Origin of the sequence: Pseudoduganella violaceinigra DSM 15887, assembly GCF_000425385.1 — a bacterium.
Classification (GTDB): domain Bacteria; phylum Pseudomonadota; class Gammaproteobacteria; order Burkholderiales; family Burkholderiaceae_D; genus Rugamonas; species Rugamonas violaceinigra.
Genome location: NZ_AUDI01000015.1, coordinates 89,414 through 114,135 on the forward strand (window position 1 = coordinate 89,414; position 24,722 = coordinate 114,135).

Here is a 24,722-nt window from a genome sequence, read left to right on the forward strand (position 1 = left end):
ATGGGCAAGTGGCGCAGCGTGGTTTTCCTGGCGGGCATGATCCTGTGCACCAGCGCCAGCCAGGTCTTGCTCAAGTTCGCCGGACTGCACGCGGCGGCGCAGGGCGGCGCGCTGGCCGGCCTGGCTGCCAACCCCTGGCTGCTGGCGGCGATCGGCGCTTCGGTGGGCGGCATCGGCTGCTGGCTGCTGACCTTGCGCCGCCTGCCACTGTCGGTGGCCTATCCCTGGACCGCCCTGATCTACGTCATCACGCCGCTGGCCGGCGTCTACTTCTTCGCCGAAGCGCTGCATGGGCCGTACGCCATCGGCATCGCCCTGATCCTGGCCGGCGTGCTGCTCACCAGCCGCGGCGTGGCGCCCCGATGAGTCCGCTAGAACTGGGCCTGTGCCTGGCCTCGGTGTGCAGCGGCAGCGTGTCCCAGCTGTGCATGAAGGCGGCCGCGCTGCCGGGCCGGCCGCGGCGCCGGCTGCTGCATCTGGGCGCAGCCGGCGGCCTGCAGCTGGTTTCGTTCGCCCTCGTCACACTGGCGCTGCGCACCCTGCCGATCTCCCAGCTGATCCCCTTCGCCGGCGGCGCTTACCTGCTGGTGCCACTCGGCAGCCGGCACCTGTTCGGCGAACGCCTGCACGCCCGCTTCTGGCTGGGCGCACTGCTGATCGTCAGCGGCATCGTGTTGACCCAGCTCTGACTAGCGGCGGTACACGCGTCTGCCGCCGACCCAGGTTTCCAGCACGCCGATCTTGCCGATGTCTGCGGCCGGCACCTGGAACAAGTCGCGGTCGGTGATGATGAAGTCAGCCCACTTGCCTCGTTCCAGCGTGCCCAGCGCGCGCTCCTGGTGCGCCGCCCAAGCCGCGTCCAGGGTGAAGCAGCGCAGGGCTTCGGTGCGCGTCATGGCCTGCTCCGGGTGCCAGCCGCCGGCCGGCACCTGCCGCATGTCCTGGCGCGTGACGGCGGCATGGATGCCCTGCAGCGGGTTGGGCGACTCAATCGGGAAGTCCGAGCCGCAGGCGATGCGGCTGCCTTGCCTCAGGAAGCTGCGCCAGGCGTAGGCGCCCCGCAGGCGCTGGGCGCCTACGCGCTGCTCCGCCATGTTCTGGTCGGACGTGGCGTGGGTCGGCTGCATCGACGGCACGATGGCCAGCTGCCTGAAGCGCGGGATGTCGGACAGCTGCACCACCTGGGCATGCTCGATGCGGTGGCGCCGGCCGGCCAGCGGATACAGTTTGCCGAGCTGCGCGAAGCTGTCCAGGATCTGCTGGTTGCCGGCGTCGCCGATGGCATGCACATTGACCTGGTAGCCCGCCTTCATGGCCTTTTCCATCCTGGCGCGGATGGCGGCGTCGCTGTGGAACAGCAGGCCGCGCGTGTGCGGCGCGTCGCTGTAGGGCTGGAGCAGGGCGGCGCCGCGGCTGCCCAGGGCGCCGTCCGCGTACAGCTTGACGGCGGCCAGCGCATAGTGGTCGGCGGCATACGAGGCCAGCGGGCCGTTCTGCGACAGCTGCTCGAAGTCGGGGCCGACGTCGCCGATCATGGCGTACACACGGGTGGTCAGCTTGCCCTGGTCGGCGTAGGCGCGGAACAGGCGGTCGGCGCCGGCGTCGATGCCGGCGTCGTGCACGCTGGTCAGGCCGACGCTGGCCAGCATGCCCAGCGCGCCGTCCAGCATGGCGCGCGCTTCGGCCTCGGTCGGCTTGGGCAAGATCGTGTAGACATAGTCCATCGCCGTGTCGACCAGGATGCCGGTGGCGTTGCCGTCGGCATCGCGTTCGATCTTGCCGCCTTGCGGGTCGGGCGTGGCGCGCGTGATGCCGGCCGCTTGCAGCGCCTTGCTATTGACCCAGAGAGCGTGGCCGTCGATGCGCTCCATGGCCGCCGGGCGTTCGCCGACCGCGGCATCCAGCTCGGCCGCATTGGGGAAGCGGCCCAGCTTCCACATTTCCTGGTTCCAGCCCTTGCCGATCACCCATGCGCGTTGCGGGTTGGCCAGGGCGAAGGCGGCCACCGCCTGCTGCGCCGCCGCCAGCGACGCGGGGCTGTACAAGTCGGCGCTGGTGGCCACCGCGCCCAGGCCGAACACGTGGCCGTGGGCGTCGATCAGGCCGGGCAGCACGGTCCTGCCCTGCACGTCGATGCGCTGGAAACCGCGCGCCCTGGCGGCGACCTGGCGCGTGCTGCCGACGGCGACCAGCCGGCCCTGGTCGTCGAAGGCCAGGGCCTGGAAGCGCAGCAGCTTGCCGCCGGCATTGAGCGTGTAGCCGTTGGCGTTCTCGATCATGGTGCCGGCGCTGGCGGCAGCGGCGACGGCCAGCGCGGCGGTGGCCAGCAGGGTGCGGCAAAAGTGCATGGAAGCGGTCCTTTCAAGTTTGAAAGCAAGATCCAGAGTGTAGCCCGGTTCGCGCCCTGCTCCAATGGCGCTTTGCCCACGGAGCCCGACCATGCTGACCCTGTTTGACTACCTGCCGTCCCAGAACGCCTACAAAGTCCGCCTGCTGCTGTCGCACCTCGGCCTGCCCTACCGCACCGAAATGGTCAGCATCTTCGAAGGCGCGGGGCAGCGGCCGGAATACCTGGCGATCAATCCGACCGGCGCGGTGCCGGCGCTGCGGCTGGACGACGGGCGCGTGCTGGCGGAATCGAACGCCATCCTGACTTACCTGGCCAGCGGCACGCCCTACCTGCCGGCCGAGCCGTTCGCGGCGGCCAAGGTGCAGCAATGGCTGTCGTTCGAGCAGGACTACGTGCTGCACATCGCCGCGCTGCGGCACTGGGCGATGACGGGCAAGCTGGCGCGGCGCCCGGCGGCGCTGGTGGCCATGCGCCGCGCCGGCGGCCTGCGCGCGCTGCAGATCCTCGAGCGCGAACTGGCGGCGCGGCCGTTCATCGCCGGCCAGGACTACAGCATTGCCGACATGGCGCTGTTCGCCTACACGCACCGGGCCGATGAAGCGGGCCTGCCGCTGCACGCATTCGCCCAGGTGAGCGCCTGGATCGAACGGGTGCGGGCGCAGCCTGGCTTTCTCGACCAGCACCATCCCTACGCCGTCGACCCGCATTCGGGACGGGAATTGCCGTGACAGCGGGCTTGACTTAATCGTTTACATGCGTAATCATTGACCATCGATTACACGCGTAAATTATTATGGCCATCCAGATCAGCGAAGCCGAAGCCCTCGTCATGGAAGTGCTGTGGCAGCGCCACCCGCAGGGCGCCGACGACATCTGCGCGGCGCTGGCGGCGCAGCAATGGCAGGACGCCACCGTCAAGACCCTGCTCAACCGCCTGCTGAATAAAGGCGCCATCGGCGCCGAAAAGGATGGCCGGCGCTACCTGTACACGCCGCTGCTCAAGCGCGAGCAGTGGCTGGCCGCCGAAAGCAAGGGCTTCCTCGACCGCATGTTCGATGGCAAGGTGGCGCCCCTGGTGGCCCATTTCAGCCGCCACCGCAAGCTGGGTAAAGCCGACATCGCCGAGCTGAAACGCCTGATCGAGGAGCTCGACAATGGCAAGTGAGCCGCTGCTGCGCGCCCTGCTGGCCAGCCTGTGCGCCAGCGCGCTGATGCTGTTGCTGCGCGGCCCGCTGCGCCGATACTTCGGCGCCGGCGCTGCCTATGCCGCCTGGGCCATCGTCCCGGCCAGCATGCTGGCCGCCCTGCTGCCGCGCGCCAGCGCCACGGTGCAGTGGGCCATCAGCGTGCCGGCCGCACCAGGGGCCTGGCAGGCGGTGCAGGCCAGCGCCAGCGACGCCGGCCTGCCATGGAGCGCCTTACTGGCCGGCGCCTGGCTGGCCGGCGCCGGCACGCTGGCCGCGCGCCTCGCCTGGCAGCAGCTGCGCTACCAGCGCCGCCTGCCGCCGCCCGCCGCTGCGCGCGTGCTGCGCAGCGGCGCGGCCGGCAGCGGGCCGGTGCTGCTGGGGCTGTGGCGCCCGCGCCTGATCCTGCCGGCCGGCTTCCGCCGCGACTACGCGCACGCCGAGCGGCGCCTGGTGCTGGCCCATGAACGCATCCACGCCGAACGGGGCGACCTGTGGGCCAATGCCGGCTGCGCGCTGCTGCAATGCCTGGCCTGGTGCAACCCGCTGATCCATCTTGCGGCGGCGCGTTTCCGACTGGACCAGGAACTCGCTTGCGACGCCGCCGTCCTGCGCCGCCATGGCCAGGCCGCCACCTATGCCCGCGCCCTGCTCAAGACACAGCTGTCGGCGCAAGGCATTCCCCTGGCTTGCCAATGGCAGGCCGCCCACCCACTGAAGGAGAGAATCGTGCATTTGAAGTCGACTGTTTCCCCCGCCCGCCGCCGGGCCGGCCAGTTCGCTGCCGGCCTGCTGCTGGCAGCCTGCAGCGTGGCCGCCTGGGCCGCGCATGCCGGCGCCAGCGCCAATACACAATACCTGGTCAAGATGGCCATGGCCGACAGCAGCCCGGCGGTGCGGGTCCAGGCCGGCGTGCCTGCCGAAATCGCGCTGGGCCAAGGCGCCGCCCAGTGGCGCACGCGCCTGGTCGTCACGCCGTTCGAAGGCCAGGTCAGGCTGCAGGCGCAGATCAGCCACGGCGGCAAGCTGGTGGGCGATTACACGCTGACCGGCCCGCTCGAGCAGGACATGCTGGTCGTCGCCAGCGACGGCCAGGAATTCCGCGCCCGGCTGCGGGTGAGCGAACAGGCCGGCGGCTAGGCCGGGCGCGGCTTCCTGCTTGGCTGCGCCGCCCGTCCTCCCGCAACAGGCGCCGCAGCCACGGGTTGAGCCCTTCGTCCATCGATTCGGCACACGGCGCCTGCGCTCCAATATTTCAGGCACTTTGTTTGGGGCATCGGATCGCAATCCCCTTCCCCGCCTCCTCACACTGCATCGTGGAAAATGATGCCCAAGGTATGGCGCTGGCCGGCGCGCAGGCGGCTCACGCCGTGGCGCAGATTCACGCGATAGCTGCCGCGCGCGCCCGCCACGGGCCGCTGGAAGACCGGGAAAATCACGCAATCGCCCTGCTGCAGCGGCACCACTTCCACGCGCGACTGCAGGCGCGGACGCTGCTCGGTCAAGACAAACTCGCCGCCCTCGAAATCCCGTCCCGGGCGCGACAACAGGAAGGCCGCCTGCAAGGGAAACACATGCTCGCCATAGAGGTCCTGGTGCAGGCAGTTGTAATCGCCCACCCCATATTGCAGCAACAAAGGCGTCGGCCGCGTCTGGCCCGCCGCATGGCAGCGCGCGAGGAAATCCGCATGCGCTGCGGGAAAGCGCGGCGCCATGCCCATGGCCGCGTACCAGCGGTTGGCGATGTTCGCCAGCGGTGGATACATTGCACCGCGCAGCTGCGCCACCAGATCCGGCAAAGGATAGCGGAAATACTGGTACTCCCCCCTGCCAAAGCCATGGCGCTGCATGCGCACCCGGCTGCGGTACAGCTCTTGGCGCCCATAGTCTGCCGCCAGCTGCGCGCACGCCTGCGCGGAAAGCACACCGCGCACCCGGGCGCAGCCAAACGCATCGAGGTCGGCGGCGATGCCGCGCCAGTCGCACCGCGCCATGTGCGGCGCCGCCTCCGCCACAGCCGGCGGCGCAAACAGATCGCCCATCATGCCGCCTCGCTGGCCGCCTCGGCCTCGCGCTCGAGCAATGCGGCCTTGCGCTCGACGCCCCAGCGATAGCCGGAGAGCGAACCATCGTTGCGCACCACGCGGTGGCAGGGAATGGCCACGGCGATGGCATTGGCGGCGCAGGCGCCGGCCACGGCCCGGGCGCCGTTGGGGGCGCCGACCCGCTCGGCCAGGGCGGCGTAGCTGAGCGTCTCCCCGGCGGGAATCTCGCGCAAGGCCTGCCACACACGCTGCTGGAACGCCGTGCCGCGCACGTCGAGCGGCAGGTCGAGCCCGATCTGCGGCGCCTCGACGAAGGCGATCACGCGCGCCACCACCTGTTCATACTCGGTTTCCGCTCCGCGCAGCTCGGCCTGCGGGAAGCGGTCCTGCAGGTCCTGCGCCAGGGCCTGCGCATCATCGCCCAGCAGAATGCAGCAGATGCCGCGCGCCGTGCTGGCCACCAGGATCGCGCCCAGCGAGCACTGGGCGATGGCGAACCGGATCACCGCCCCGCGCCCGCCTGCGCGCCAGGCCGACGGCGTCATGCCCAGGGCGCCAGGCGTCGCGGCGTAAAAGCGCCCGCTGGAATTGAAGCCGGCCGCGTAGATCGCCGCCGTCACCGAGGCCTCGCCGGCCAGGCCCTGCTGCATGCGCCGCGCGCGCGCCGCCGCCGCATAGGCCTTGGGCGTGAGCCCGGTCTGGGCCTTGAACACGCGGTGGAAATGGAAGCGGCTCATGCCGCCGGCCGCGGCCAGCGCGTCCAGGTCGGGCGCCGCCTCGGCCGCATCGATCAGGCGGCACACCTGGGCCACCATGGCTGCATGGCGTGCGGCCAGCGGCGGCTGGTCCGGCTTGCAGCGCTTGCAGGGGCGGAAGCCGGCCGCCGCCGCCTCGGCCATGCTGGCGTGGAAGGCCACGTTCTCGCGCCGGGCCGGGCGGGCGCCGCAGGAGGGGCGGCAGAACACGCCGGTGCTGCGCACGGAATAATAAAACTGGCCGTCGGCCGCGCTGTCGCGCGCCTGCACGGCGGCCCAGCGTTCATTGTCGGTCAGGTAAGGCTTCTTGGGGGTCATGGCAGGCTCCAGTCGCTAGTATGCCACCATGCTAGGCAGGACGGCGGCGGCCGGCACTCCGCCGCTTGCTATTGAATTGCCCGGTGCTACAATCGGCCCACCCATACGCCCGGAGCCCAGGATTGGACGAGCCAGCACAACACGACACCCCGATCTTTCAACGCATCAAAGACTTCCTGCTGGCGCAGATCGGCGCCGGCGCCTGGCAGGAGGGCGACGTGATCCCGTCCGAGCAAGCCCTGGTCAAGCAGTTCGGCGTCTCGCGCATGACGGTCAACCGCGCCGTGCGCGAGCTGACCGCGGCCGGCGTGCTGACGCGGCGCCAGGGCGCCGGCACCTATGTGGCGCCGCAAAAATACCAGGCCACCCTGCTGGAAATCAAAAGCATCGCCGACGAGGTGCGGGCGCGCGGCCACGCCCACCGCAGCGCCCTGCAGCTGCTCGAGCGGGCCAAGGCCGGCGAGCTGCTGGGCAAGGCGTTCGACTTGCCGCCCGGCCATGAGCTGTTCCACTCGGTCATCGTGCACTTCGAGAACGGGGTGCCGATCCAGGTCGAGGACCGCTGGGTCAACCCGCTCTGCGCGCCGGCCTATATGGAGCAAGATTTCAGCCACAGCACGCCCAACGAATACCTGATGCGCGCCGCTCCCTTGCAGGCTGCGACCTACAGCATCGAAGCGCTGGTGCCGCCGCGCGAGGTGGCCGACATGCTGGCCATGGACGCGCGCCAGCCCTGCCTGGTGCTGAAACGCCAGACCCAGTCGGCCGGCCGCGTGGCCTCGCTGGCCACCATGTGGCACCCCGGCCATCGCTACCAATTTGGCGGCAGCGTCCCGGCCGGAGCAATGCTATAGTTGTCCGCACGCCGGCGCCCCGCGCCGGCCCGAAAGGGAAGCCTTGCCGTCCGTGAGCCCGACCGCCGCCCTGTCCCCCCGCTCGCCCCCGCGCCTGCGCCGGCGGCGCGCGCTCGTCCGGGCCCTGGTCTGCTGCTGGGCCTGCTGGGCCGCCCTGCCGGCGGCGCAGGCGGCCGACGCCGTGACCCTCCAGCTCAAGTGGCAGCACCAGTTCCAGTTCGCCGGCTATTACGCGGCCCAGGCGCAGGGCTATTACCGCGACGCCGGCCTCGAGGTCACCTTGCGCGAAGCGCTGCCCGGCGAAGACACGCTGCAGGCGGTACTGGACGGCCAGGCGCAGTACGGGGTCGGCAACAACAGCCTGCTGCTGCGGCGCGCCCAGGGCGCGCCCGTGGTGGTGCTGGCGTCGGTGTTCCAGCATTCCTCGGCGGCCCTGGCGCTGCGCCTGGACGGCGCCGGGCGGCGCCCGCCCTGGCGCGAGGCGCGCGTGGCGCTGGCGCCGGACGACGCCGAACTGCGCCTGCTGCTGCTGCGCGAGCGCGTGCCGCTGGCCGCGCTGACTCTGCTGCCGCGCAGCGCCGGCCTGGACGACCTGGTGGCCGGCCGCCTGGACGCGCTCTCGGTCTATAGCAGCGGCGCGCCCTTCGTCCTGCAGCGCACCAACCTGCGCTATGAATTGCTGCAGCCGCGCAGCGCCGGCATCGATTTCTACGGCGACCTGCTGTACACCACCGAGGCCGAGCTGCGCGAGCATCCGGCCCGCGCCCACGCCCTGCGCGCGGCCACCCTGCGCGGCTGGCGCTACGCCCTGGCCCACCCGCAGGAAATCGTCGACCTGCTGCGCGCGCGCTATCCGGAGCGGCGCTCGCGCGAACAGCTGCTGTGGGAGGCGCAGCAGGTGCTGCCCCTGCTGGAACAGCATTTGATCGAACTGGGCTACAGCAACCCGCAGCGCTGGCAAGCCATCGCCGACAGCTATGCCGCGGCCGGCATGCTGCCCAAGGGCTACAAGGTGGACGGCTTCCTGTACCAGGACAGCGGCGCCGCCCCCACCTGGCATCTGGCGCTGGGCGTGGTGCTGGCCCTGCTGGCCGGTGCCGCCCTGTGGCGCCTGCTGCGCGTCACGCGCGCCCTCGCCGGCGCCCAGGCGCGCGCCGGCGAGGCCGAGCGCATGGCCAGTTTCGCCCTGGAAGGGGCCGGCGAAGGAACCTGGGACTGGCAGCCGCAGCGCCCGGCCCTGCAGCTGTCGGCGCGCTACTGCGAAATCCTCGGCTACCCGCCCGGCGCCCTGCACCCGGCCAACCTGGAGCAGTGGCTGGCGCTGGTGCATCCGGACGACCGCGCCCGCGTGGCCGCCGAGATCGCGGCCCTGGACGACCCGGCCGTCGGGCGCACCCCGTTCACCATGGAATGCCGCATGGCCTGCCGCGACGGCAGCTGGCGCTGGGTGCTCGGGCGCGGCATGGTGCTGGCGCGCGACGCGGCCGGGCGGCCGCTGCGCATGGCGGGCACCCTGGGCGATATCTCCGACCGCAGCGCGGCCGAGCTGGCGCGCATGGAGGCCATGCTGGCGGCGCTGCCGGGCGCGCTGCTGGTGGCCGACCGCGGCGGGCGCGTGCGCCAGGCCAACGAGGCGGCCGAGGCCGTGTTCGCCGCCGACGCCGGCAAGCTGGCCGGCGCCTCGATGGAAATCCTGATCCCGGACGCCATGCGCGACACGCCGGGCCGCCCGCGCGAACTGTTCGCGCGCGCCCGCCTGCCGGGCCGGGTGCTCACCGCGCGCCGCCTGGACGGCGCCCACTTCCCGGCCATGGTGCACCTGGCGCCGATCCAGCTGGCCGGCCAGGGCCTGGTGGTGGTCTCGCTGCGCGACATGACCCAGCGCCAGCGCGCCGAGGAAGCGCTGCAGGCATCCTCCGAGCGCTACCGCCTGATCGTGCAGACCGCCGCCGAGGGCATCTGGATGTGCGACGCGGCCGACCAGACCAGCTTCGTCAACCCGACCATGGCGCGCATGCTCGGCTACGAGATCGAGCACATGCTGGGGCGCCCCATGGCCGCCTTCATGGATCCCGAATGCGCCGCCGTGCGCCAGCGCCAGCAGCAGGGGGCGGCCGCCGCCCCGCCCGAGCCGGCCGAGGGCCGCTTCTACCGCCAGGACGGCTCCTCGCTGTGGGCCCTGCTCTCCACCACCACCGTCAACGCCGACAACGGCAGTTATGCCGGCACCCTGACCATGGTCACCGACATCAGCGACCGCCGCCTGGCCGAGCTGGCGCTGCGCCACTCCAACCAGCGCCTGGCCTCGGTCTTCAACGCCGTCACCAATGGCCTGGTGGTGTTCGACGCGGCCGGCAATATCGTCGAATGCAATGCCGCCGCCAGCCGCATGCTGGGGCGCGCCGCCGCGCGCGGCGCCGGCCAGTGGGACGGGGTGCACGAGGACGGCCGCCGTTTCAGCGCGCCCGAGCATCCGGTGGCCCAGGCCTTGGCCGCGGGCCAGCCGGTGCGCGACGTGGTGATGGGCGTGGCGCCCGCCGCCGCGGGCGGCGAGCCCTGCTGGCTCTCGGTCAATGTCGAGCCCCTGCGCGACGAGCACGGCCCGGGCAGCATGGTGGTGGCCAGCCTGACCGACATCTCTTACCGCAAGCGCAGCGAGGATGCGCTGCGCCAGGGCGAGCAGCGGCTGCAGGAAATCATCCAGATGATGCCGATCGGCCTGTTCATCAAGGACAAGGACAGCCATATGATCCTGATGAACCGCGCCAGCGAACAGCAGTTCGGCTACACCTTCGACGAATTGAACAATGGCGACTACGCGCCCTTCCACGCGCCGGAGGACGTGGCCGCTTTCCGCGCCAAGGACCTGGAAGCGTTCGCGGGGCGCAGCCTGATCGACTACGAGGAAACCATCTGGAACCCGGTCCTGAACGCCCAGCGCCAGCTGCGCACCTTCAAGAAGCCGGTGTACGACGCCCATGGCGCGCCGGCCTACCTGATCGGCATGGCCATCGATATCTCGGACAGCAAGGCCAACGAACGCGCGCTGCGCGAACTCAACGAGCACCTGGAAGAGCGCGTGGCGCAGCGCACCGTGCAGCTGGAAGAGGCGCGCCAGCAGGCCGAGGAGGCGTCGGCCGCGAAAGGCCAGTTCCTGGCCAAGATGAGCCACGAGATCCGCACCCCGATGAACGGCGTGATCGGCATGGCCTACCTGGCGCTGAAGACGGACCTGGCGCCGCGCCAGCGCGACTACCTGGAAAAGATCCGCTTCGCCGGCGAGCACCTGCTGCGCATCATCGACGACATCCTCGACATCTCCAAGATCGAGGCCGGCAAGCTGGAAATCGAGGATGTCGACTTCTCGCTCGACCATGTGATCCAGACCCTGACCACGGTGGTGGCGCCGAAAGCGGCCAGCCGCGGCCTGCGCCTGGCGTTCGAGCTCGACCCGGCCCTGCCGCCGGTCTTGCGCGGCGACCCGCTGCGCCTGGGCCAGGTCCTGATCAACTACGTCAACAACGCGATCAAGTTTTCCGAACAGGGCAGCATCGAGGTCTCCGTGCGCCAGCTGCTGGCCGACGACATCGCCTGCCTGCTGCGCTTTGAGGTGCGCGACCATGGCATCGGCCTGTCGGAAGCCGAGCAGGGCAAGCTGTTCCAGGCCTTCCAGCAGGCCGACACGGCCATCACGCGCGAATACGGCGGCACCGGCCTGGGCCTGGCCATCTGCAAGCAGCTGGCCCAGCTGATGGGCGGCGAAGTGGGCGTGCACAGCGCGCCGGGCCAGGGCGCCACCTTCTGGTTCACGGCGCGTCTGGGCGTGTCGCCGCGCGGCGTGCCGGACGTGATCAACGAAGTCAACGCCGCCGCCGCCGCCCTGCTCGACAGCGCACGCAGCACGGCCGCCATGCAAGCCCTGAAGGATGCGCGCATCCTGTTGGTGGAAGACAACACCTTCAACCAGCAAATCGCGCTGGAAATGCTGGAGGAAGCCGGCTCCTCGGTGTGCCTGGCCAACAACGGCGCCGAAGCGCTCGACCTGCTGCACCAGGCCGACTTCGACTGCGTGCTGATGGACGTGCAGATGCCCCTGATGGACGGCCTGGAAGCGACGCGCCGCATCCGCGCCGACCCGGCCCTGGCCACCACGCGCGTGCTGGCCATGACGGCCACCGCCACCAAGGACGACCGCGAGCGCTGCCTGCAGGCGGGCATGGACGACTTCATCGCCAAGCCGATCCAGCCGGCCCTGATGTACCAGAAGATCGCCAGCTGGCTGCCCGAACGCGAAGCGGGCAGCGCCGGCGCCGGCCCGGCGCGCCCGGCCGGGCGCCCCGCCTTCCGTCCCACCCTGGCCGGCGACCCGGCCATCATCGACCTGTCGGTGCTGGCCCAGCTGCTGGGCTACCAGCCGCACAAGATCCGCAAATTCGCCTTCAAGTTCCTGCAAACCACCGAAGCGGGCTTCAGCGAAATGGAAGCGGCGCTGGCGGCCGGCGAACTGCAGAAGGTGCGCGAGCTGGGCCACCGCATCAAGAGCAGCGCGCGCGCCGTGGGCGCGCTCGGCATGGCCGAGCTGTGCGCCGAACTGGAACTGCTGGCCCCGGCCGCCGCCGACGCCGCGGCCGCCGCGCGCCGCCTGCTCGACCGGCTGTGGCCCCTGCTGCACGCGGTGAGCGAGCACATCATGACCAACACCACTTTTGCCGACGATGACTGAGACCCCCTCCACCCCGCTGCGCATCCTCCTGGTCGACGACGACCCCTTCATGCTGAGCATGTTGGCCGACATGCTGGAAGACCTGGGCCAGCTCAATGTGCGCAGCGAAAGCGACGCCCGCCAAGCCTTGCTGGCGCTGCCGCAATTCCGCCCCGACCTGCTGGTGTGCGACCTGTCGATGCCGGAGATGGACGGCATCGAATTCCTGCGCCTGGCCGCCGACAGCCACTTCGGCGGCGCCGTGGCCCTGCTGTCGGGCATGGACGCCGGCATCCGCCAGGCCGCCGACACGCTGGCGCGGGCGCACGGCTTGGCGCTGCTGGGCACGCTGGCCAAACCGGCCACCCCGGCCGCCCTGGCCGAGCTGCTCAGCCAAGCCGCCAGCCACCGTGCGGGCTGAAAGCTGCCCCCGACTTTCAATGCCATACACGCGCCGAAAAAATCGGTTATTATTTGGGCCATTCCCGCCCTGATTCCCTGTTGACTCCCAGTATTGAATTAGTGCAGTTCGTCGCCAGATGGGCGATAACGGCAAGGGGTTTCCCCGGGCGAACTAATCAATTAAGGACAAACAATGAGCGACCTGATCAAACACATTACCGACGCCTCCTTCGACAGCGACGTGCTGAAGGCCGACCGCCCTGTGCTGGTGGACTTCTGGGCCGAATGGTGCGGTCCTTGCAAGAGCATCGCCCCGATCCTGGAAGAAGTGGCCAAGGAATACGATGGCAAGATCACCATCGCCAAGATGGACGTCGACAGCAACCAGCAAGTGCCGGGCAAGTTCGGCATCCGCGGCATCCCGACCCTGATCCTGTTCAAAAATGGCGTGCCGGCGGCACAAAAAGTTGGCGCGATGGCAAAAGGTCAACTCACCTCTTTCATCGACAGCAATATTTGAGGTAAGATAGGCGGTGCTGCGCCCGCAGCCCGCCTGAACGGCAGGGAAAGCGCCCACACCCCTTTCCCTTAACACCAGACCAACGCAGTTCCCTCCCCTACCCTTACTTTCCCGTCACGGGACACTCAAACAGCTATGCACCTTTCTGAACTTAAGGCTATGCACGTTTCAGCTTTGCTGGAAATGGCCATCAGCCTCGATATCGACAATGCGGCCCGCCTGCGCAAGCAGGAACTGATGTTCGCGATCCTGAAAAAGCGCGCCAAGGCCGGCGAACAGATTTTCGGCGACGGCGCCCTGGAAGTGCTGCCGGACGGCTTCGGCTTCCTGCGCTCGCCGGACGCCTCGTACATGGCCTCGACCGACGACATCTACATTTCGCCGTCGCAGATCCGCCGCTTCAACCTGCACACCGGCGATTCGATCGAAGGCGAAGTGCGCACCCCGAAGGATGGCGAGCGCTATTTCGCCCTGGTGAAGGTGGACAAGGTCAACGGCGAATCGCCGGAAGCGTCCAAGCACCGCATCCTGTTTGAGAACCTGACACCGCTGCACCCGACCGTGCCGCTGCGCCTCGAGCGCGACATGGCCGGCACCGAAAACATCACCGGCCGTATCATCGACCTGGTGGCGCCGATCGGCAAAGGCCAGCGCGGCCTGCTGGTGGCGTCGCCGAAGTCCGGTAAATCCGTGATGCTGCAGCATATCGCGCACGCCATCACCACCAACCACCCGGATGTGACCCTGATCGTGCTGCTGATCGACGAACGTCCGGAGGAAGTGACCGAGATGCAGCGCTCCGTGCGCGGAGAAGTGGTGGCCTCGACCTTCGACGAACCGGCCACGCGCCACGTGCAAGTGGCCGAGATGGTGCTGGAAAAAGCCAAGCGCCTGGTCGAAATGAAAAAAGACGTGGTGATCCTGCTCGACTCGATCACCCGCCTGGCGCGCGCCTACAACACCGTGATCCCGGCCTCGGGCAAGGTGCTGACCGGTGGTGTCGACGCCAACGCGCTGCAGCGTCCGAAGCGCTTCTTCGGCGCCGCGCGCAATGTGGAAGAGGGCGGCTCGCTGACCATCGTCGCCACCGCGCTGATCGAAACCGGTTCGCGCATGGACGATGTGATTTACGAAGAATTCAAGGGTACCGGCAATATGGAGGTGCACCTGGAGCGCCGCCTGGCCGAGAAGCGCGTCTATCCGTCGATCAACCTGAACAAGTCCGGCACGCGCCGCGAGGAACTGCTGATCAAGGCCGACCAGCTGCAGAAGATCTGGATCCTGCGCAAGCTCTTGTACTCGATGGACGAGATCGAGGCGATGGAATTCATCCTCGACAAGATGCGCGCCACCAAGAACAACGGTGAGTTCTTCGAGATGATGCGCCGCGGCGGCTAACGGCCGCCCAACCGGTAGCGCGGGGGCCGACCCTGCCCTACCGGTTTTTTTTCGGGTATAATCGCGAGTTCATTTAAACCTGGCAAGTGAGCGGCAATCGGGTCGAGAAGCAAGAAGGACCGACGAAGTGCAGTTTGGCTACCAATATTGAGAGAAAAGCATGAAAGCTGATATCCATCCAAATTACCGCGAAGTCCTGTTCCACGACGTGTCCTGCGACTTCAAGTTCATCACCCGCTCGACCATCCAGACCCGCGACAGCGCGACCCACGAAGGTAAAGAGTACCCACTGGTGAAGATCGAGGTGTCCTCGGAATCGCACCCGTTCTTCACCGGCCAGCACAAGATCGTCGACACCGCCGGTCGCGTGGAAAAGTTCCGCCAGAAGTTCGGCAAAGTCGGTTCCAAGACCGCAGTGGCAAACGGCTAATCCCCGTCGCTTCGAAAAAAAAGGCAGCCGCGGCTGCCTTTTTTGTTGTTTGCCCGTCATACTCCTGCTTTCCAAAGAATTAGCCGACCGATGAAGCCAGTCCGTCTTCCCGCCGCCGCCACCCGTACCCTGCCCCGCTGGGCCTTTTTCGCCCTGGGCTTGCTGTACATCCTGCCGGGCCTGATCGGACGCGAACCGTGGAAGAACGACGACGCCGCCAGCTTCGGCGTGATGTGGACCATGGCGCACGGCGCCTGGCAGGACTGGCTGTGGCCGAATATCGCCGGCCTCTCGGTCACCGACGAGGGCCCGCTGGCCTTCTGGCTGGGGGCGCTGGGGATCAAGCTGTCCGGCTGGGCCCTGGGCGACGTGCTGGGCGCGCGGGTGGCCACCCTGGCCATCTTCCTGCTGGGCGTGATGTCGCTCTGGTACGCCACCTTCAACCTGGGCCGCCGCCCGGAAGCCCAGCCGCTACGCCTGGCCTTCGGCGGCCAGCCCGAGCCCGACGATTTCGGCCGCACCCTGGCCGATGCCGCCGTGCTGATCTACCTGGGCTGCCTGGGCCTGCTGGTCCATAGCCATGAAACCACGGCCGAACCGCTGCAGGCTTCGCTGCTGGCGCTCAGCTTGTACCGCAGCGTGCGCTATATGGAGCTGCCGTCGCTGCGCAATGCCGCCCTCACCGGCCTGGCGCTGGGCCTGCTGACCCTGACGCGCGGCTGGGTGGTCCCGGCCGCCCTGGTGCTGGCCCTGTTCGCCTGCACCCGCTTCCTGGCCATGCCGGCCACCCGGTCGCTGCGCGACCTGGGCTTCGCGGTGGCGCTGGCCGCCGCCGTGACGGCGGTGTGGGCGCTGCCGGCCCTGCTGACCCGACCCTACGGCCAGGCGCCGCTGGCGGCCTGGCTGGCCTGGAACCAGGCCCAGCTCGGCCTGGGCAGCCTGGACGGCGTGCGCACCTTCTTCCGCGTCGGCGTCTGGTTCTTTTGGCCGGCCTGGCCCTTCGCTGCCTGGGCCGTGTGGGCCTGGCGCCGCCAGAGCAACCTGCTGCACATCGTGGTGCCGGCCACCTTTGTCAGCGCCGCCACCCTGCTGGTGCTGCTGAACCCGGCGCCCGACCAGGGCCACCTGCTGATGCTGCTGCCGCCGCTGGCCATCATGGCCGCCTTTGGCCTGCTGACCATGAAACGCGGCGCCATCAACGCCATCGACTGGTTCAGCGTGATGGTGCTGACACTGTGCGCCGCCGTGGTGTGGCTCTTCTACTATGCCCAGCTGACCGGCTGGCCGGCCAAGCCGGCCCACAATGTGCTCAAGCTGATCCCCGGCTTCGCGCCGCAGGTGAACTGGCTGTCGCTGCTGGTGGGCCTGTGCGCCACCGCCGGCTGGTTCGTGCTCGTGCATTGGCGCCTGTCGCGCCGCCCGGCCGTGCTGTGGCGCGCCGTGGTGCTCTCGTCCGGCGGCCTGATCCTGATCTGGATCCTCTTGATGACCCTGTTCCTGCCGAACGTGAACTACAGCAAGAGCTACGCCACCGTCGCGCGCCAGGCCGCCGCCGCCCTGCCGCCCGGCATCGATTGCGTGCAAAGCAATGCCACCCCGGCCCAGCGCGCCTCCTTCGCTTTTTTCGGCGGCATCCCCTTCAACGGGGTCGACAACCGCGACTGCCAGGTCATGCTGTTGCAAGATAGCATCAAGGTCCGCGCCCGCCAGCAACAGCCCGGCCCCGATTGGCAGCTCCTATGGGAAGGCCAGCGCGCCTCCGACCGCAGCGAGCGTTTTCGCCTGTTCCAGCGGCGCCCACCCGCCCGCCACTGATTGCCGGGCCGCCGCCCATGCTATCCTGTAAGGCGACAATCGCACTGGGGCAGGCATGGCAGCGGATGTATGGTTTCTGGCAATCTTGCTGGCCAGCGGCGCCCCGGCGCCGGCGGCCCCGCCCCTCATCATCACCTCCGAACATTCGCCGCCGGCCAGCATGAAGGTCGATGGGCAGGTGGTCGGGCGCGAAGGCGAAAAGATCCGCGAAATGCTGGCCCGCGCCGGCTACGCCTACAGCATCGACGTCCTGCCGTGGAAGCGCGCCTTCACCATGGCCCAGCGCGATCGCTACACCTGCGTCTACTCCACCTCGCGCACGCCCGAGCGCGAAGGGCAATTCAAATGGGTCGGCCCGACCGACGAGGCGGAGTGGATACTGATGGGCCGCGCCGGCCGCCAATACCATGTGCAGACCCTGGAGGACGCGCGCAAGCTGCGCATCGGCACCTATCACGGCGATGCGCGCGACGAATTCCTGCGCGCGCGCGGCTTCGACGTGGACGGCGCGCCCGACAATGCCGCCAACCCGAAGAAGCTCATGCTCGACCGCATCGACCTGTGGGCGGTCGGGGTCCGCAACAACGACCGCAGCGCCCTGGCCCAGTACGCCGCCCCGGAACAGATCGTGCCGGTGCTGACCTTCCACCACGTCAAGGTCTACCTGGCCTGCAACCCCTCCGTGCCCGACGCCATGATCGAACGCATGAATGCCGCCCTCGACAGCATGCGCAAGGATGGCAGTTTCACCAGATTGGAAAAGAAATACGAACAGTGGCAAGCCAATAAATAACTTGTCATTTCTTCCTGTTGCGCAACGAAAGTTTTTTTGATGTGCGGCGGCACAAGGCGGGCCTGGCCCGGTATAGTCCTCCTAAGCGGAAAGTTGCCGTACGGCACATCCGAGAAACGGGCCAGCCGGGGCGTCAGCCACACGGCCATAGGCCCACCAGAAACCCTTGCGTTTTCAGGCCTATGTTCAATCTCTACAAGCTCCAACTCGCCCTCAAGAACCCGCTGGTGCGCATCACCCTGCTGCTGCTGGCCTGCGCCGCCCTCGCCTTCGCCCTCTTGCGCGGCGAAGTGGCGCAGGATGCCGCGCCGGTGCTGCGCTCCCAGAATATCGGCGAAATCACGGCCCTGGTGGCGCAGCGCGACCACCTCGATTACCTGCTGATCGCCCGCCCGCTGGCCGATTCGCCGCGCTACATCTACAAATACAAGCAGGACCCCACCCTGCACGTGGTGGTCGTGCCCAGTACCTCGCACCAGAGCCTGGAGCGCGAAGTCCTGCTGCGCAATAACCTGCCCTACGCCATCGCCCAGGATGACTACCTGGCCGCCCACAAGGACGTGCTGCTGGACGACGGCGGCCAGTGGGGCAGCGTGCAAGCGTTCCTGAAACGCCATGCCTTCGATATTTTCGTCGTGGCCCTGGTACTGTTCGTGCTCAAGTGGGGCGTGCCGGGCATGGCGCCGAACGCCTCCGTGATCCATCCGGAACAGCTGAAAGGCTCGCTGGACGACCTGATCGGCATGGACGACATCAAGCAGGAAGTGCTGCACCTGGAAGACATGCTGCGCAACCGCGAAGTCTACAAGCAGCACAATATCGACAAGCCCTTCAATGTCATGCTGACCGGCCCGGCCGGCACCGGCAAGACCAAGCTGGCCGGCTACCTGGCCAAGCGCCTGGGCTATCCGCTGATCCAGGCTTCCGGTTCGGCACTGGAATCGGGCTATGTGGGCGGCGGTTCGAAAGCCCTGAACGCGCTGTACAAGAAAGCTTGCGCACGCGGCAACTGCATCATCTTCCTGGACGAGGCGCAAGCCCTGTTCATGCCGCGCGGCCGCGGCGAAAAGAAATGGGAAGACGATACGGCGAATACCCTGCTGGGCCTGCTGGACGGCGTGAAGAGCGACCAGGGCCAGGGCGTGATCTGGATCGTGGCCTCCAACTTCGACGACGCCTCGAGCGCGATGGATGAAGCCATGCTGCGCCGCTTCAGCGTGAAGATCAACTTCCGCCTGCCCAACAAGGGCGAGCGGCGCGCCCTGCTCGACTCCTTCCTCAAGCGCAAACGGGAGGGCCTGGTGAACTGGGACAAGATGGACCTGGACCAGGTGGCCGAGATCACCGCCAACCTCAGCCCGGCCCTCCTGGAAACCGTGGTCGACCGCGCGTCCATGATCTCGATCCAGGATAAATGCGTGATCGATACCGAGCTGATGTTCCGCGCCTTCGAGCGCGCCACCATCGGCCTGACCGACCGCGCCACCACGGCCGAGAAGACGCGCCAGCGCGAGCGCATCGCGCTGCACGAGCTGGGCCACTTCTTCATGCAGATCGACCCCTATCTGCGCGCCGGCCTGCCGCTGGCGCAGGTCAAGGAAAAGTCGCACCTGCTGAAAATTTCCACCGAGGCGGTGTCGAAGATGAATGCGCTGGGCTATGTGCTGAGCGCGGGCGACGATATGTCGCTGCGCACGCTGGAGGAAATGGAACGCGACGTGATGCAGCTGTACGGCGGCGTGGCGGCGGAGGAAATGTTCTACGGAGCGCGCGGCATTTCGGTGGGCAGCCAGAACGATATCGAAAAAGCCACCAAGATGCTGAACATGATGGTCAACCGCCTGTCGATGTATTCGCGCTCCAAGCTCGACTACAGCCAGCTGCGCAGCGAGGCGGGCGACGAGCACACCCTGGTGCAGGTGGAAGCCAAGGCCGACGAGCTGTACAGCACCACGCTGGCGGCCATGCGCGACTACCGCGCCGTGATGGAATCGCTCAAGGAGGAATTGATGGAGCGCTATGTGCTCTCCAAGGATGCGATTTTCGCCTTGCTGGAAGAGCGCTTGGAGACGGCGTCGCTGCGCCAGGCGGCATAAACGGGAAGCAGCGTGGCGCAGCGCTGTGCTGCACCACGGCCGCCCGCTTGCGGCCTCAGCGCGAAGCGATCATGCGCACATGCACGCCCGTCATGGCGACTGGCATCGGCAGCTTTTCATAGTTGTCGATCACCACAGTCTCGCCATCGTCCTTGAACTCGATACGGGCGCCGGCGGCGGTGGTGAACACCCCCGGCTGGATCGCATACAGTTCGAAACGCTCGCCGTTTTTCACGCTGGCCCAGAAGCGCTGCAGGCCGCTTTGCGTGAACTTGATACGGTCGCCATTGCTCAGGGAATAGCTGTACGCGAAGTCATTGAATTCGCTCGGCGCCAGCTTGTAGCCGGCGACGGGCGCCTTGATCTGGACGCTAGGATCATCAGGACCGGAAGCATAGGCGCTTCCACCCAAGACAAGTGCTGCCACGGCACTCAACATTATCAGCTTTTTCATCATCATCTCCGATTGTTTGCCTGTTGCCCCGCCGTCAGAAAGTGTGCGGGGTCGGTTCAAAGTTAGCAAAGTGCGTTCGGATGTGCAGTTTCGGGCGACAGACAGCGCGTTCGGAGGGATAGAACGCACGGCGCGCAGACGAACTGCAAGTATCGGTCGGCGGACTTGCCGTCAGGTGCGGCAATGCTGTCCGGGGAGCGCCTGGCCCGTGGTCGGGGGGGCGCTCGGGGCTGGGGCGGATGGGGTGCATCCGCGCCGGCTGTCCAAACCTGGTGCCCGGCGCCGTGGCCGGTGGGCCGGGCGCTGTGGGAGCAAACCGCAAACTGCCGGGTGGACAGCTACAGCTTGTACCGGCCTTGTGCTGGCCGCTGGTTGTCTTTCGACTGTGCTTCATCGTACGCTGGCTTGTTCCTATTGGAAAGCTAGCCGGGCCCTGATTTTTTTCAATTTGGCGGCGCCAGGCCATAGCTTAAATATTCACAGCAGGGTTGCCGCGCAGTGGCAAATCGGTAATAATGCACGTCGCGTTAAGTGGCCCGAGTGGTGAAATTGGTAGACGCAGCGGACTCAAAATCCGCCGCCGCAAGGCGTGCCGGTTCGATTCCGGCCTCGGGCACCACCACTTCTCTCCTAGCGTCCCCCTGCGCCGGCCATACCGGCCGCCACGCTGCCCTGCCGCGGCGCCCCGCCTATTTGACGCCTTCCCAGCGTCGATGCAATACTCGAATATTTTCATTAGTGGAACAAGCATGGGCGACCATCCTGCAACAGCGAATCCCAGCGCGGCGCCAACGCGTCCTCCAGCGGCCGCCGGCCGCGAGCTCGACCGGCTGGAATGGCTGGCGGCCGCCTACTTATTGCTGCCGCTGCTGGTCTTCGTGCTGGGCTGGCTGCGCTGGCCCTATGCACTGCCCATGAGCCTGGCGCTCCTGCCTGCCCTCTACGGCGCATGGCAGCGGCGCCAGCGCGGCGCCGCCCTGCTGGCGCGGCGCGAGTGCCTGGCCGTGGCCGCGCTGACCATTGGCTGGGTCAGCCTAAGCGGCCTGACGCCCGGCTTCTTCCTCAATCCGGACTGGCTGACGCGCATGTCGGTGCTGCGCGACCTGGTGGTGGGCAGCTGGCCGGTCGGCTACAGCCTGCCCGACGGCGAACTGATCCTGCGCTGCCCGCTGGGCTACTATATGGTGCCGGCGCTGGTCGGCAAGCTCAGTTCCCTGGATGGCGCCCGCATCGCCCTGTGGTGCTGGACGGCCCTGGGGACCTCCCTCTTCCTCGCCCTCCTGCTGGGCGCCAACCCGGCGCGCAAGCCCGGCGCCTGGCGCTCGGCCTTGCTGATTGCCGTCTTTTTCAGCGGCATGGACGTCATCGGCTGGCTGGTCTCCAACCCCGAGGGCCTGCACTGGGGCGCCCATATCGAATGGTGGGCCAAGCTGTTCCGGGATGGCAGCCAGATCCAGTACAGCGCGCAGACCACCCAGTTGTTCTGGGTCCCCAACCACGGCCTGCCGGGCTGGCTGCTGGCAGCGATCGCCTGGCGCCATCGCCAGCACGGCGTGGCGGTGGTACCCGCGGCGCTGCTGATGCTGGGGACGGTGTTCTGGGCGCCCCTGGTGGCCGTGGGCGCCGCCCCGCTGCTGCTCTGGTGCGTCTGGCGCGCCCTGGGCTGGCGCCAGTTGGCCCTGCACAGCCTGCGCCTGCCGGTGCTGGCCCTGCTGCCCTGCGGCCTGCTGGTGTTTCGCTACCTGACCATGAGCGTGGCGTCGGTCGATGCCGACCGCAGCGGCGGCAGCGATGGGCTGACGCAAGCCAGCAGCGCCATCGTGTTTTCCCTGCTCGAATGGGGCTTACTGGCGTGGGCGGTCACCGGGCGCGCCGCACGCGCGCCCTTGCTGCTGCTGGCCTTGCTGGAATTGCTGCTGCTGCCCTTCCTGCATTACGGCCCGGCCAACGACCTGGTCATGCGCGCCAGCATTCCCGCCCTGACGCTGCTGATGCTGGCCACCATCGACGCCTGGCAAAGCGCGCGGCCGCTGCGGCGCGCGGCCATCAGCGTCCTGCTGGTCATTGGCAGCGTCACGCCGCTGCTGGAAATGCAGCGCGCCTTCCAGCCCGGGCCACGCTACCTGCATGCACAGGAGAATTTCATCGATGTCAACGGCAGCGCCGTGTGGCATTACCTCAGCCCGGTGACCCGCCCCGACATCCAGGCCGCCTTCAAACCGGCGGCCCCGGTGCCGGGTGCGGCCAAGCAGCCCTAGGGCTGGGCGGCGCCGCGCAGGCGGGCGCAATCGTACAGGTAATAGGAGCGCTGGAATGCCCGGTCGTGGATGCGGGCAACGCTGGCAGCGCCCAGGTCGCGCGCCAGCACCACGAAGTCCAGCTGCGGGTCGCCGCACACGTGGGCCAGGCCGGCCTGGCTAGGCTGCGGCAATTCCGCCATGCGCAGCTTGGCCGTCGTCTCGTCCAGTTCGCGCACCGCATCCTCCACGCCCAGCTCGCGCAAGCGTGCCAAGCGGCGCCCCCCTTCCATCGCCGTGCCGCGATTGAAGGCGGCCCCGGCCAGCTGCGGCGCGGAGACATAGCTTGAGCGCTGCAGCAGGAACCAGCTGGCGCGCACATCGTTTTCCCAGTACACCACCGCCTGCGGCGGGATCAGGGGCCCGAAGCGCGCCTGCGCATCGCGCCGCGCCTGCGCCGACATGGGATGGGCGATATCGGGCGGCGCGATGCGCCACTGCACGGCCACGGCCAGGCTGGCCAGCGCCGCGCCGCAGGCCAGCAGGTAGGGCCGGCGCTGCGCCGCGGCCGTCCAGCGCCACAGCAGGAGGAACAGCGCGACGCCGGCCAGCGCCAGGGTGCCCGTGCGTAGCAGCGTCCAGCCCCAGATATCGGCGGCGCTGCGTTCAATCAGCTGCGGCGCCAGCGCGCCCGCATCGGTCGCCAGCTTCAGCACTTCCGCCAGCCAGACGCTGCCGACGGCCAGCAGCAGCGCCGTCAGCGCGCGGCAGGTGGCGGCGGACAGCGCCAGCGGCGTGGCGCTGCGCACTTGCCAGCACAGGGCCGCCGCCGCCGGGACCGCGAGCGCCGCGCCAATGCTGTTGCGCGTGAGCGTGGCAATGAGCAAGGCCAGCAGCAGCAGCCGCACCACGCCGCCCCGTTGCCAATAGCGGGCCAGCAGCCAGGCCAGACACGGCGCCGCCGCCAGCTGCACCAGCCACAGCGCACGCCAGGGCTGGGCCTGGATCAGCAGCAGGTTGTGGCGCCAGCCGGTGCCCAGCCAGAAGGCCAGCAAGCCCATCCCCGCTGCCAGCGCCAGGCAGGCCAGCAAGCGCGCCGCCCGGCCCGGCGCCAGGCGCGCGCCGGCCAGCACCAGGCTGAAGGCCACGACGGTTCGGCTGAGCCATTGGTCGGCATGCCAGCCGCCCCAGACGACCTGCGGCACCAGCCGGTGTACCTCGGCCAGCCAGACGCTGTCCATGTCCAGCAGGAGGCGGTCGAAGGGGCTGACACCGCCGGCCACGCCCGCGGCCAGGACCGCCGCGCCGAGCGCCATGGCCACGGCAATGCGCCGGGCATATCCGCTGGCGGCCAGATACAGCAGGCCGGCCAGGCCGGCGCCGGCCGCCATCAGCGGGTGCAGCAGGAAGGCCAGGCCGAGCGCCGCCAAGGCCGCCAGCCATGCGCCGCGCAGCAGGCTGGCCAGCGCCAGCATGCTCAGGGCTTCGGCAAAGATGCGCGGGGTCGGGAACGCTTCGCCCAGCGTGAATACGCCGGGCAGCGGGCCGTAGTCGGACGGCAGCAGGACCAGGCAGAACAGGCCCAGCCAGAACGGCAGGCCGCGCAGCAGGCGCGCCAGCAGGTAGGCGGCGGCGGCCAGCCACAGCAGGCTGCCCAGGACGTACAGCAACAGCGCCGCCGCCGGGATGCCCAGCACGGCAATGCAGGCCGCGAACAAGGGGCTGAACAAGGTGAAGGCGTCTTGCGAGCCGTACAGGAAGTACAGGTCGTTCTGGAAATTGCCGGGCAGGAGGCGGCGCAAGGCTTGCACCGCGTAGAGCCGGCTATCGTGCCACAGTCCGGTCCAGGGACGGGTCAGCAGCCAGGCCGCCGCGAGCAGCAGCCACAGCGGGAGGTGACGCCGCTCCCAGGGCTGCGGCCGCGCGCTCATCCGGCCTGGGTCCCGGCCGCGGAGAACAGCAGCGCCTTGCGCGCGCCAAAGTTAAAGAACAGGATCACGGCGGCCGCCACCAGCTTGGCCACCATATAGCTCAGGCCGCAGCCCTCGACCAGCAGGCTGATGGCCAGGCCATTGAGGATCAGGCCGGCAATCCCGACCAGGAAGAAGATGATGAACTCGCGCTGCCATTGCGTCTCGCGGCGGAAGTCGAACACCCAGTTGACCGAGACCAGGTAGTTGCAGACCATGCCCAGCAAATAGGACAGGCTGGCCGCCAGCAGGTAATGCATCCCCGCGAAATGGGCCAGCAGGAACAAGGCCCCGTAATCCACGACAAAGGCCATGCCGCCGACGAACATGTAGCGCAGCAACTGGATCAGGCCATTGGCGCTTGGTGCGCCGAGCAGTTTTTTCAACATGGTTAGCGCT

Annotated in this window: 21 protein-coding genes and 1 tRNA gene; 16 read left to right on the plus strand and 6 right to left on the minus strand. The window is 68.4% G+C overall.

What is annotated here, in order from left to right; translation table 11 throughout:
* Both H597_RS30360 and H597_RS0109800 read left to right on the plus strand, forming a co-directional pair.
* Positions 1-366 (plus strand): DMT family transporter, encoded by a 366-nt coding sequence (locus H597_RS30360; RefSeq protein ID WP_051293659.1) that lies wholly within the window; start codon positions 1-3, stop codon positions 364-366.
* On the plus strand, positions 363-689 hold the full coding sequence (locus H597_RS0109800) for a DMT family transporter (protein WP_028101987.1): 327 nt from the start codon (positions 363-365) through the stop codon (positions 687-689). The genes H597_RS30360 and H597_RS0109800 overlap by 4 nt, the downstream gene beginning before the upstream one ends.
* On the opposite strand, the gene H597_RS0109805 is transcribed toward H597_RS0109800, so the two are convergent.
* Positions 690-2,348 carry an amidohydrolase gene (locus tag H597_RS0109805; protein ID WP_028101988.1) on the minus strand — a complete coding sequence of 553 codons (1,659 nt, stop codon included), beginning with the start codon at positions 2,346-2,348 and terminating at the stop codon, positions 690-692.
* 91 nt (positions 2,349-2,439) lie between these two features.
* Between H597_RS0109805 and H597_RS0109810 the strand changes: the two genes are divergently transcribed.
* From H597_RS0109810 to H597_RS33195, 3 genes are all read left to right on the plus strand, one after another.
* Positions 2,440-3,078 (plus strand): glutathione S-transferase family protein, encoded by a 639-nt coding sequence (locus H597_RS0109810; protein ID WP_028101989.1) that lies wholly within the window; start codon positions 2,440-2,442, stop codon positions 3,076-3,078.
* A 65-nt stretch (positions 3,079-3,143) separates the two neighbouring features.
* Positions 3,144-3,515, plus strand: coding sequence for a BlaI/MecI/CopY family transcriptional regulator (locus tag H597_RS0109815; protein WP_211232028.1), 372 nt, complete (start codon positions 3,144-3,146; stop codon positions 3,513-3,515).
* Positions 3,505-4,674: a M56 family metallopeptidase gene (locus tag H597_RS33195; protein WP_051293660.1), complete on the plus strand. Its 1,170-nt coding sequence runs from the start codon at positions 3,505-3,507 to the stop codon at positions 4,672-4,674. Before H597_RS0109815 ends, H597_RS33195 begins: the two co-directional genes overlap by 11 nt.
* Before the next feature lie 164 nt (positions 4,675-4,838).
* On the opposite strand, the gene H597_RS0109825 is transcribed toward H597_RS33195, so the two are convergent.
* Both H597_RS0109825 and ada read right to left on the minus strand, forming a co-directional pair.
* Positions 4,839-5,576 carry a 2OG-Fe(II) oxygenase gene (locus H597_RS0109825; protein ID WP_083941030.1) on the minus strand — a complete coding sequence of 246 codons (738 nt, stop codon included), beginning with the start codon at positions 5,574-5,576 and terminating at the stop codon, positions 4,839-4,841.
* On the minus strand, positions 5,576-6,652 hold the full coding sequence (ada, locus tag H597_RS0109830; RefSeq protein ID WP_028101992.1) for a bifunctional DNA-binding transcriptional regulator/O6-methylguanine-DNA methyltransferase Ada: 1,077 nt from the start codon (positions 6,650-6,652) through the stop codon (positions 5,576-5,578). The genes H597_RS0109825 and ada overlap by 1 nt, the downstream gene beginning before the upstream one ends.
* Before the next feature lie 122 nt (positions 6,653-6,774).
* Between ada and hutC the strand changes: the two genes are divergently transcribed.
* From hutC to H597_RS0109875, 9 genes are all read left to right on the plus strand, one after another.
* Complete coding sequence (gene hutC / locus H597_RS0109835) at positions 6,775-7,506, plus strand: histidine utilization transcriptional repressor HutC (protein ID WP_028101993.1); 732 nt, start codon at positions 6,775-6,777, stop codon at positions 7,504-7,506.
* Between the two features lie 52 nt (positions 7,507-7,558).
* Positions 7,559-12,229 (plus strand): PAS domain S-box protein, encoded by a 4,671-nt coding sequence (locus H597_RS30370; protein ID WP_154668033.1) that lies wholly within the window; start codon positions 7,559-7,561, stop codon positions 12,227-12,229.
* On the plus strand, positions 12,222-12,629 hold the full coding sequence (locus tag H597_RS30375; RefSeq protein ID WP_051293662.1) for a response regulator: 408 nt from the start codon (positions 12,222-12,224) through the stop codon (positions 12,627-12,629). Before H597_RS30370 ends, H597_RS30375 begins: the two co-directional genes overlap by 8 nt.
* Before the next feature lie 174 nt (positions 12,630-12,803).
* Entirely contained in the window at positions 12,804-13,130 is a 327-nt protein-coding gene (gene trxA / locus H597_RS0109850) for a thioredoxin TrxA (RefSeq protein WP_028101994.1), read from the plus strand.
* Between the two features lie 135 nt (positions 13,131-13,265).
* Entirely contained in the window at positions 13,266-14,528 is a 1,263-nt protein-coding gene (rho, locus tag H597_RS0109855) for a transcription termination factor Rho (protein WP_028101995.1), read from the plus strand.
* 160 nt (positions 14,529-14,688) lie between these two features.
* Complete coding sequence (locus tag H597_RS0109860) at positions 14,689-14,958, plus strand: type B 50S ribosomal protein L31 (RefSeq protein WP_028101996.1); 270 nt, start codon at positions 14,689-14,691, stop codon at positions 14,956-14,958.
* 90 nt (positions 14,959-15,048) lie between these two features.
* Positions 15,049-16,773: an ArnT family glycosyltransferase gene (locus H597_RS0109865; protein WP_028101997.1), complete on the plus strand. Its 1,725-nt coding sequence runs from the start codon at positions 15,049-15,051 to the stop codon at positions 16,771-16,773.
* 55 nt (positions 16,774-16,828) lie between these two features.
* Complete coding sequence (locus H597_RS0109870; protein WP_028101998.1) at positions 16,829-17,566, plus strand: substrate-binding periplasmic protein; 738 nt, start codon at positions 16,829-16,831, stop codon at positions 17,564-17,566.
* Between the two features lie 182 nt (positions 17,567-17,748).
* Complete coding sequence (locus H597_RS0109875; protein ID WP_028101999.1) at positions 17,749-19,662, plus strand: AAA family ATPase; 1,914 nt, start codon at positions 17,749-17,751, stop codon at positions 19,660-19,662.
* 55 nt (positions 19,663-19,717) lie between these two features.
* Here the strand turns inward: H597_RS0109875 and H597_RS0109880 are convergent, their stop codons facing one another.
* Positions 19,718-20,089, minus strand: a complete 372-nt coding sequence (locus tag H597_RS0109880) for a hypothetical protein (RefSeq protein WP_154668034.1) — start codon at positions 20,087-20,089, stop codon at positions 19,718-19,720.
* Positions 20,090-20,650: 561 nt separating this feature from the next.
* Between H597_RS0109880 and H597_RS0109885 the strand changes: the two genes are divergently transcribed.
* Both H597_RS0109885 and H597_RS0109890 read left to right on the plus strand, forming a co-directional pair.
* Positions 20,651-20,735 (plus strand) — tRNA-Leu (locus H597_RS0109885).
* Between the two features lie 130 nt (positions 20,736-20,865).
* Positions 20,866-22,374 carry a hypothetical protein gene (locus tag H597_RS0109890; protein ID WP_028102001.1) on the plus strand — a complete coding sequence of 503 codons (1,509 nt, stop codon included), beginning with the start codon at positions 20,866-20,868 and terminating at the stop codon, positions 22,372-22,374.
* On the opposite strand, the gene H597_RS0109895 is transcribed toward H597_RS0109890, so the two are convergent.
* On the minus strand, positions 22,371-24,284 hold the full coding sequence (locus H597_RS0109895) for a hypothetical protein (protein ID WP_028102002.1): 1,914 nt from the start codon (positions 24,282-24,284) through the stop codon (positions 22,371-22,373). The two genes, H597_RS0109890 and H597_RS0109895, sit on opposite strands and share 4 nt — an antisense overlap.
* Entirely contained in the window at positions 24,281-24,712 is a 432-nt protein-coding gene (locus tag H597_RS0109900; RefSeq protein WP_051293663.1) for a GtrA family protein, read from the minus strand. The genes H597_RS0109895 and H597_RS0109900 overlap by 4 nt, the downstream gene beginning before the upstream one ends.
* Positions 24,713-24,722 lie beyond the last annotated feature (10 nt).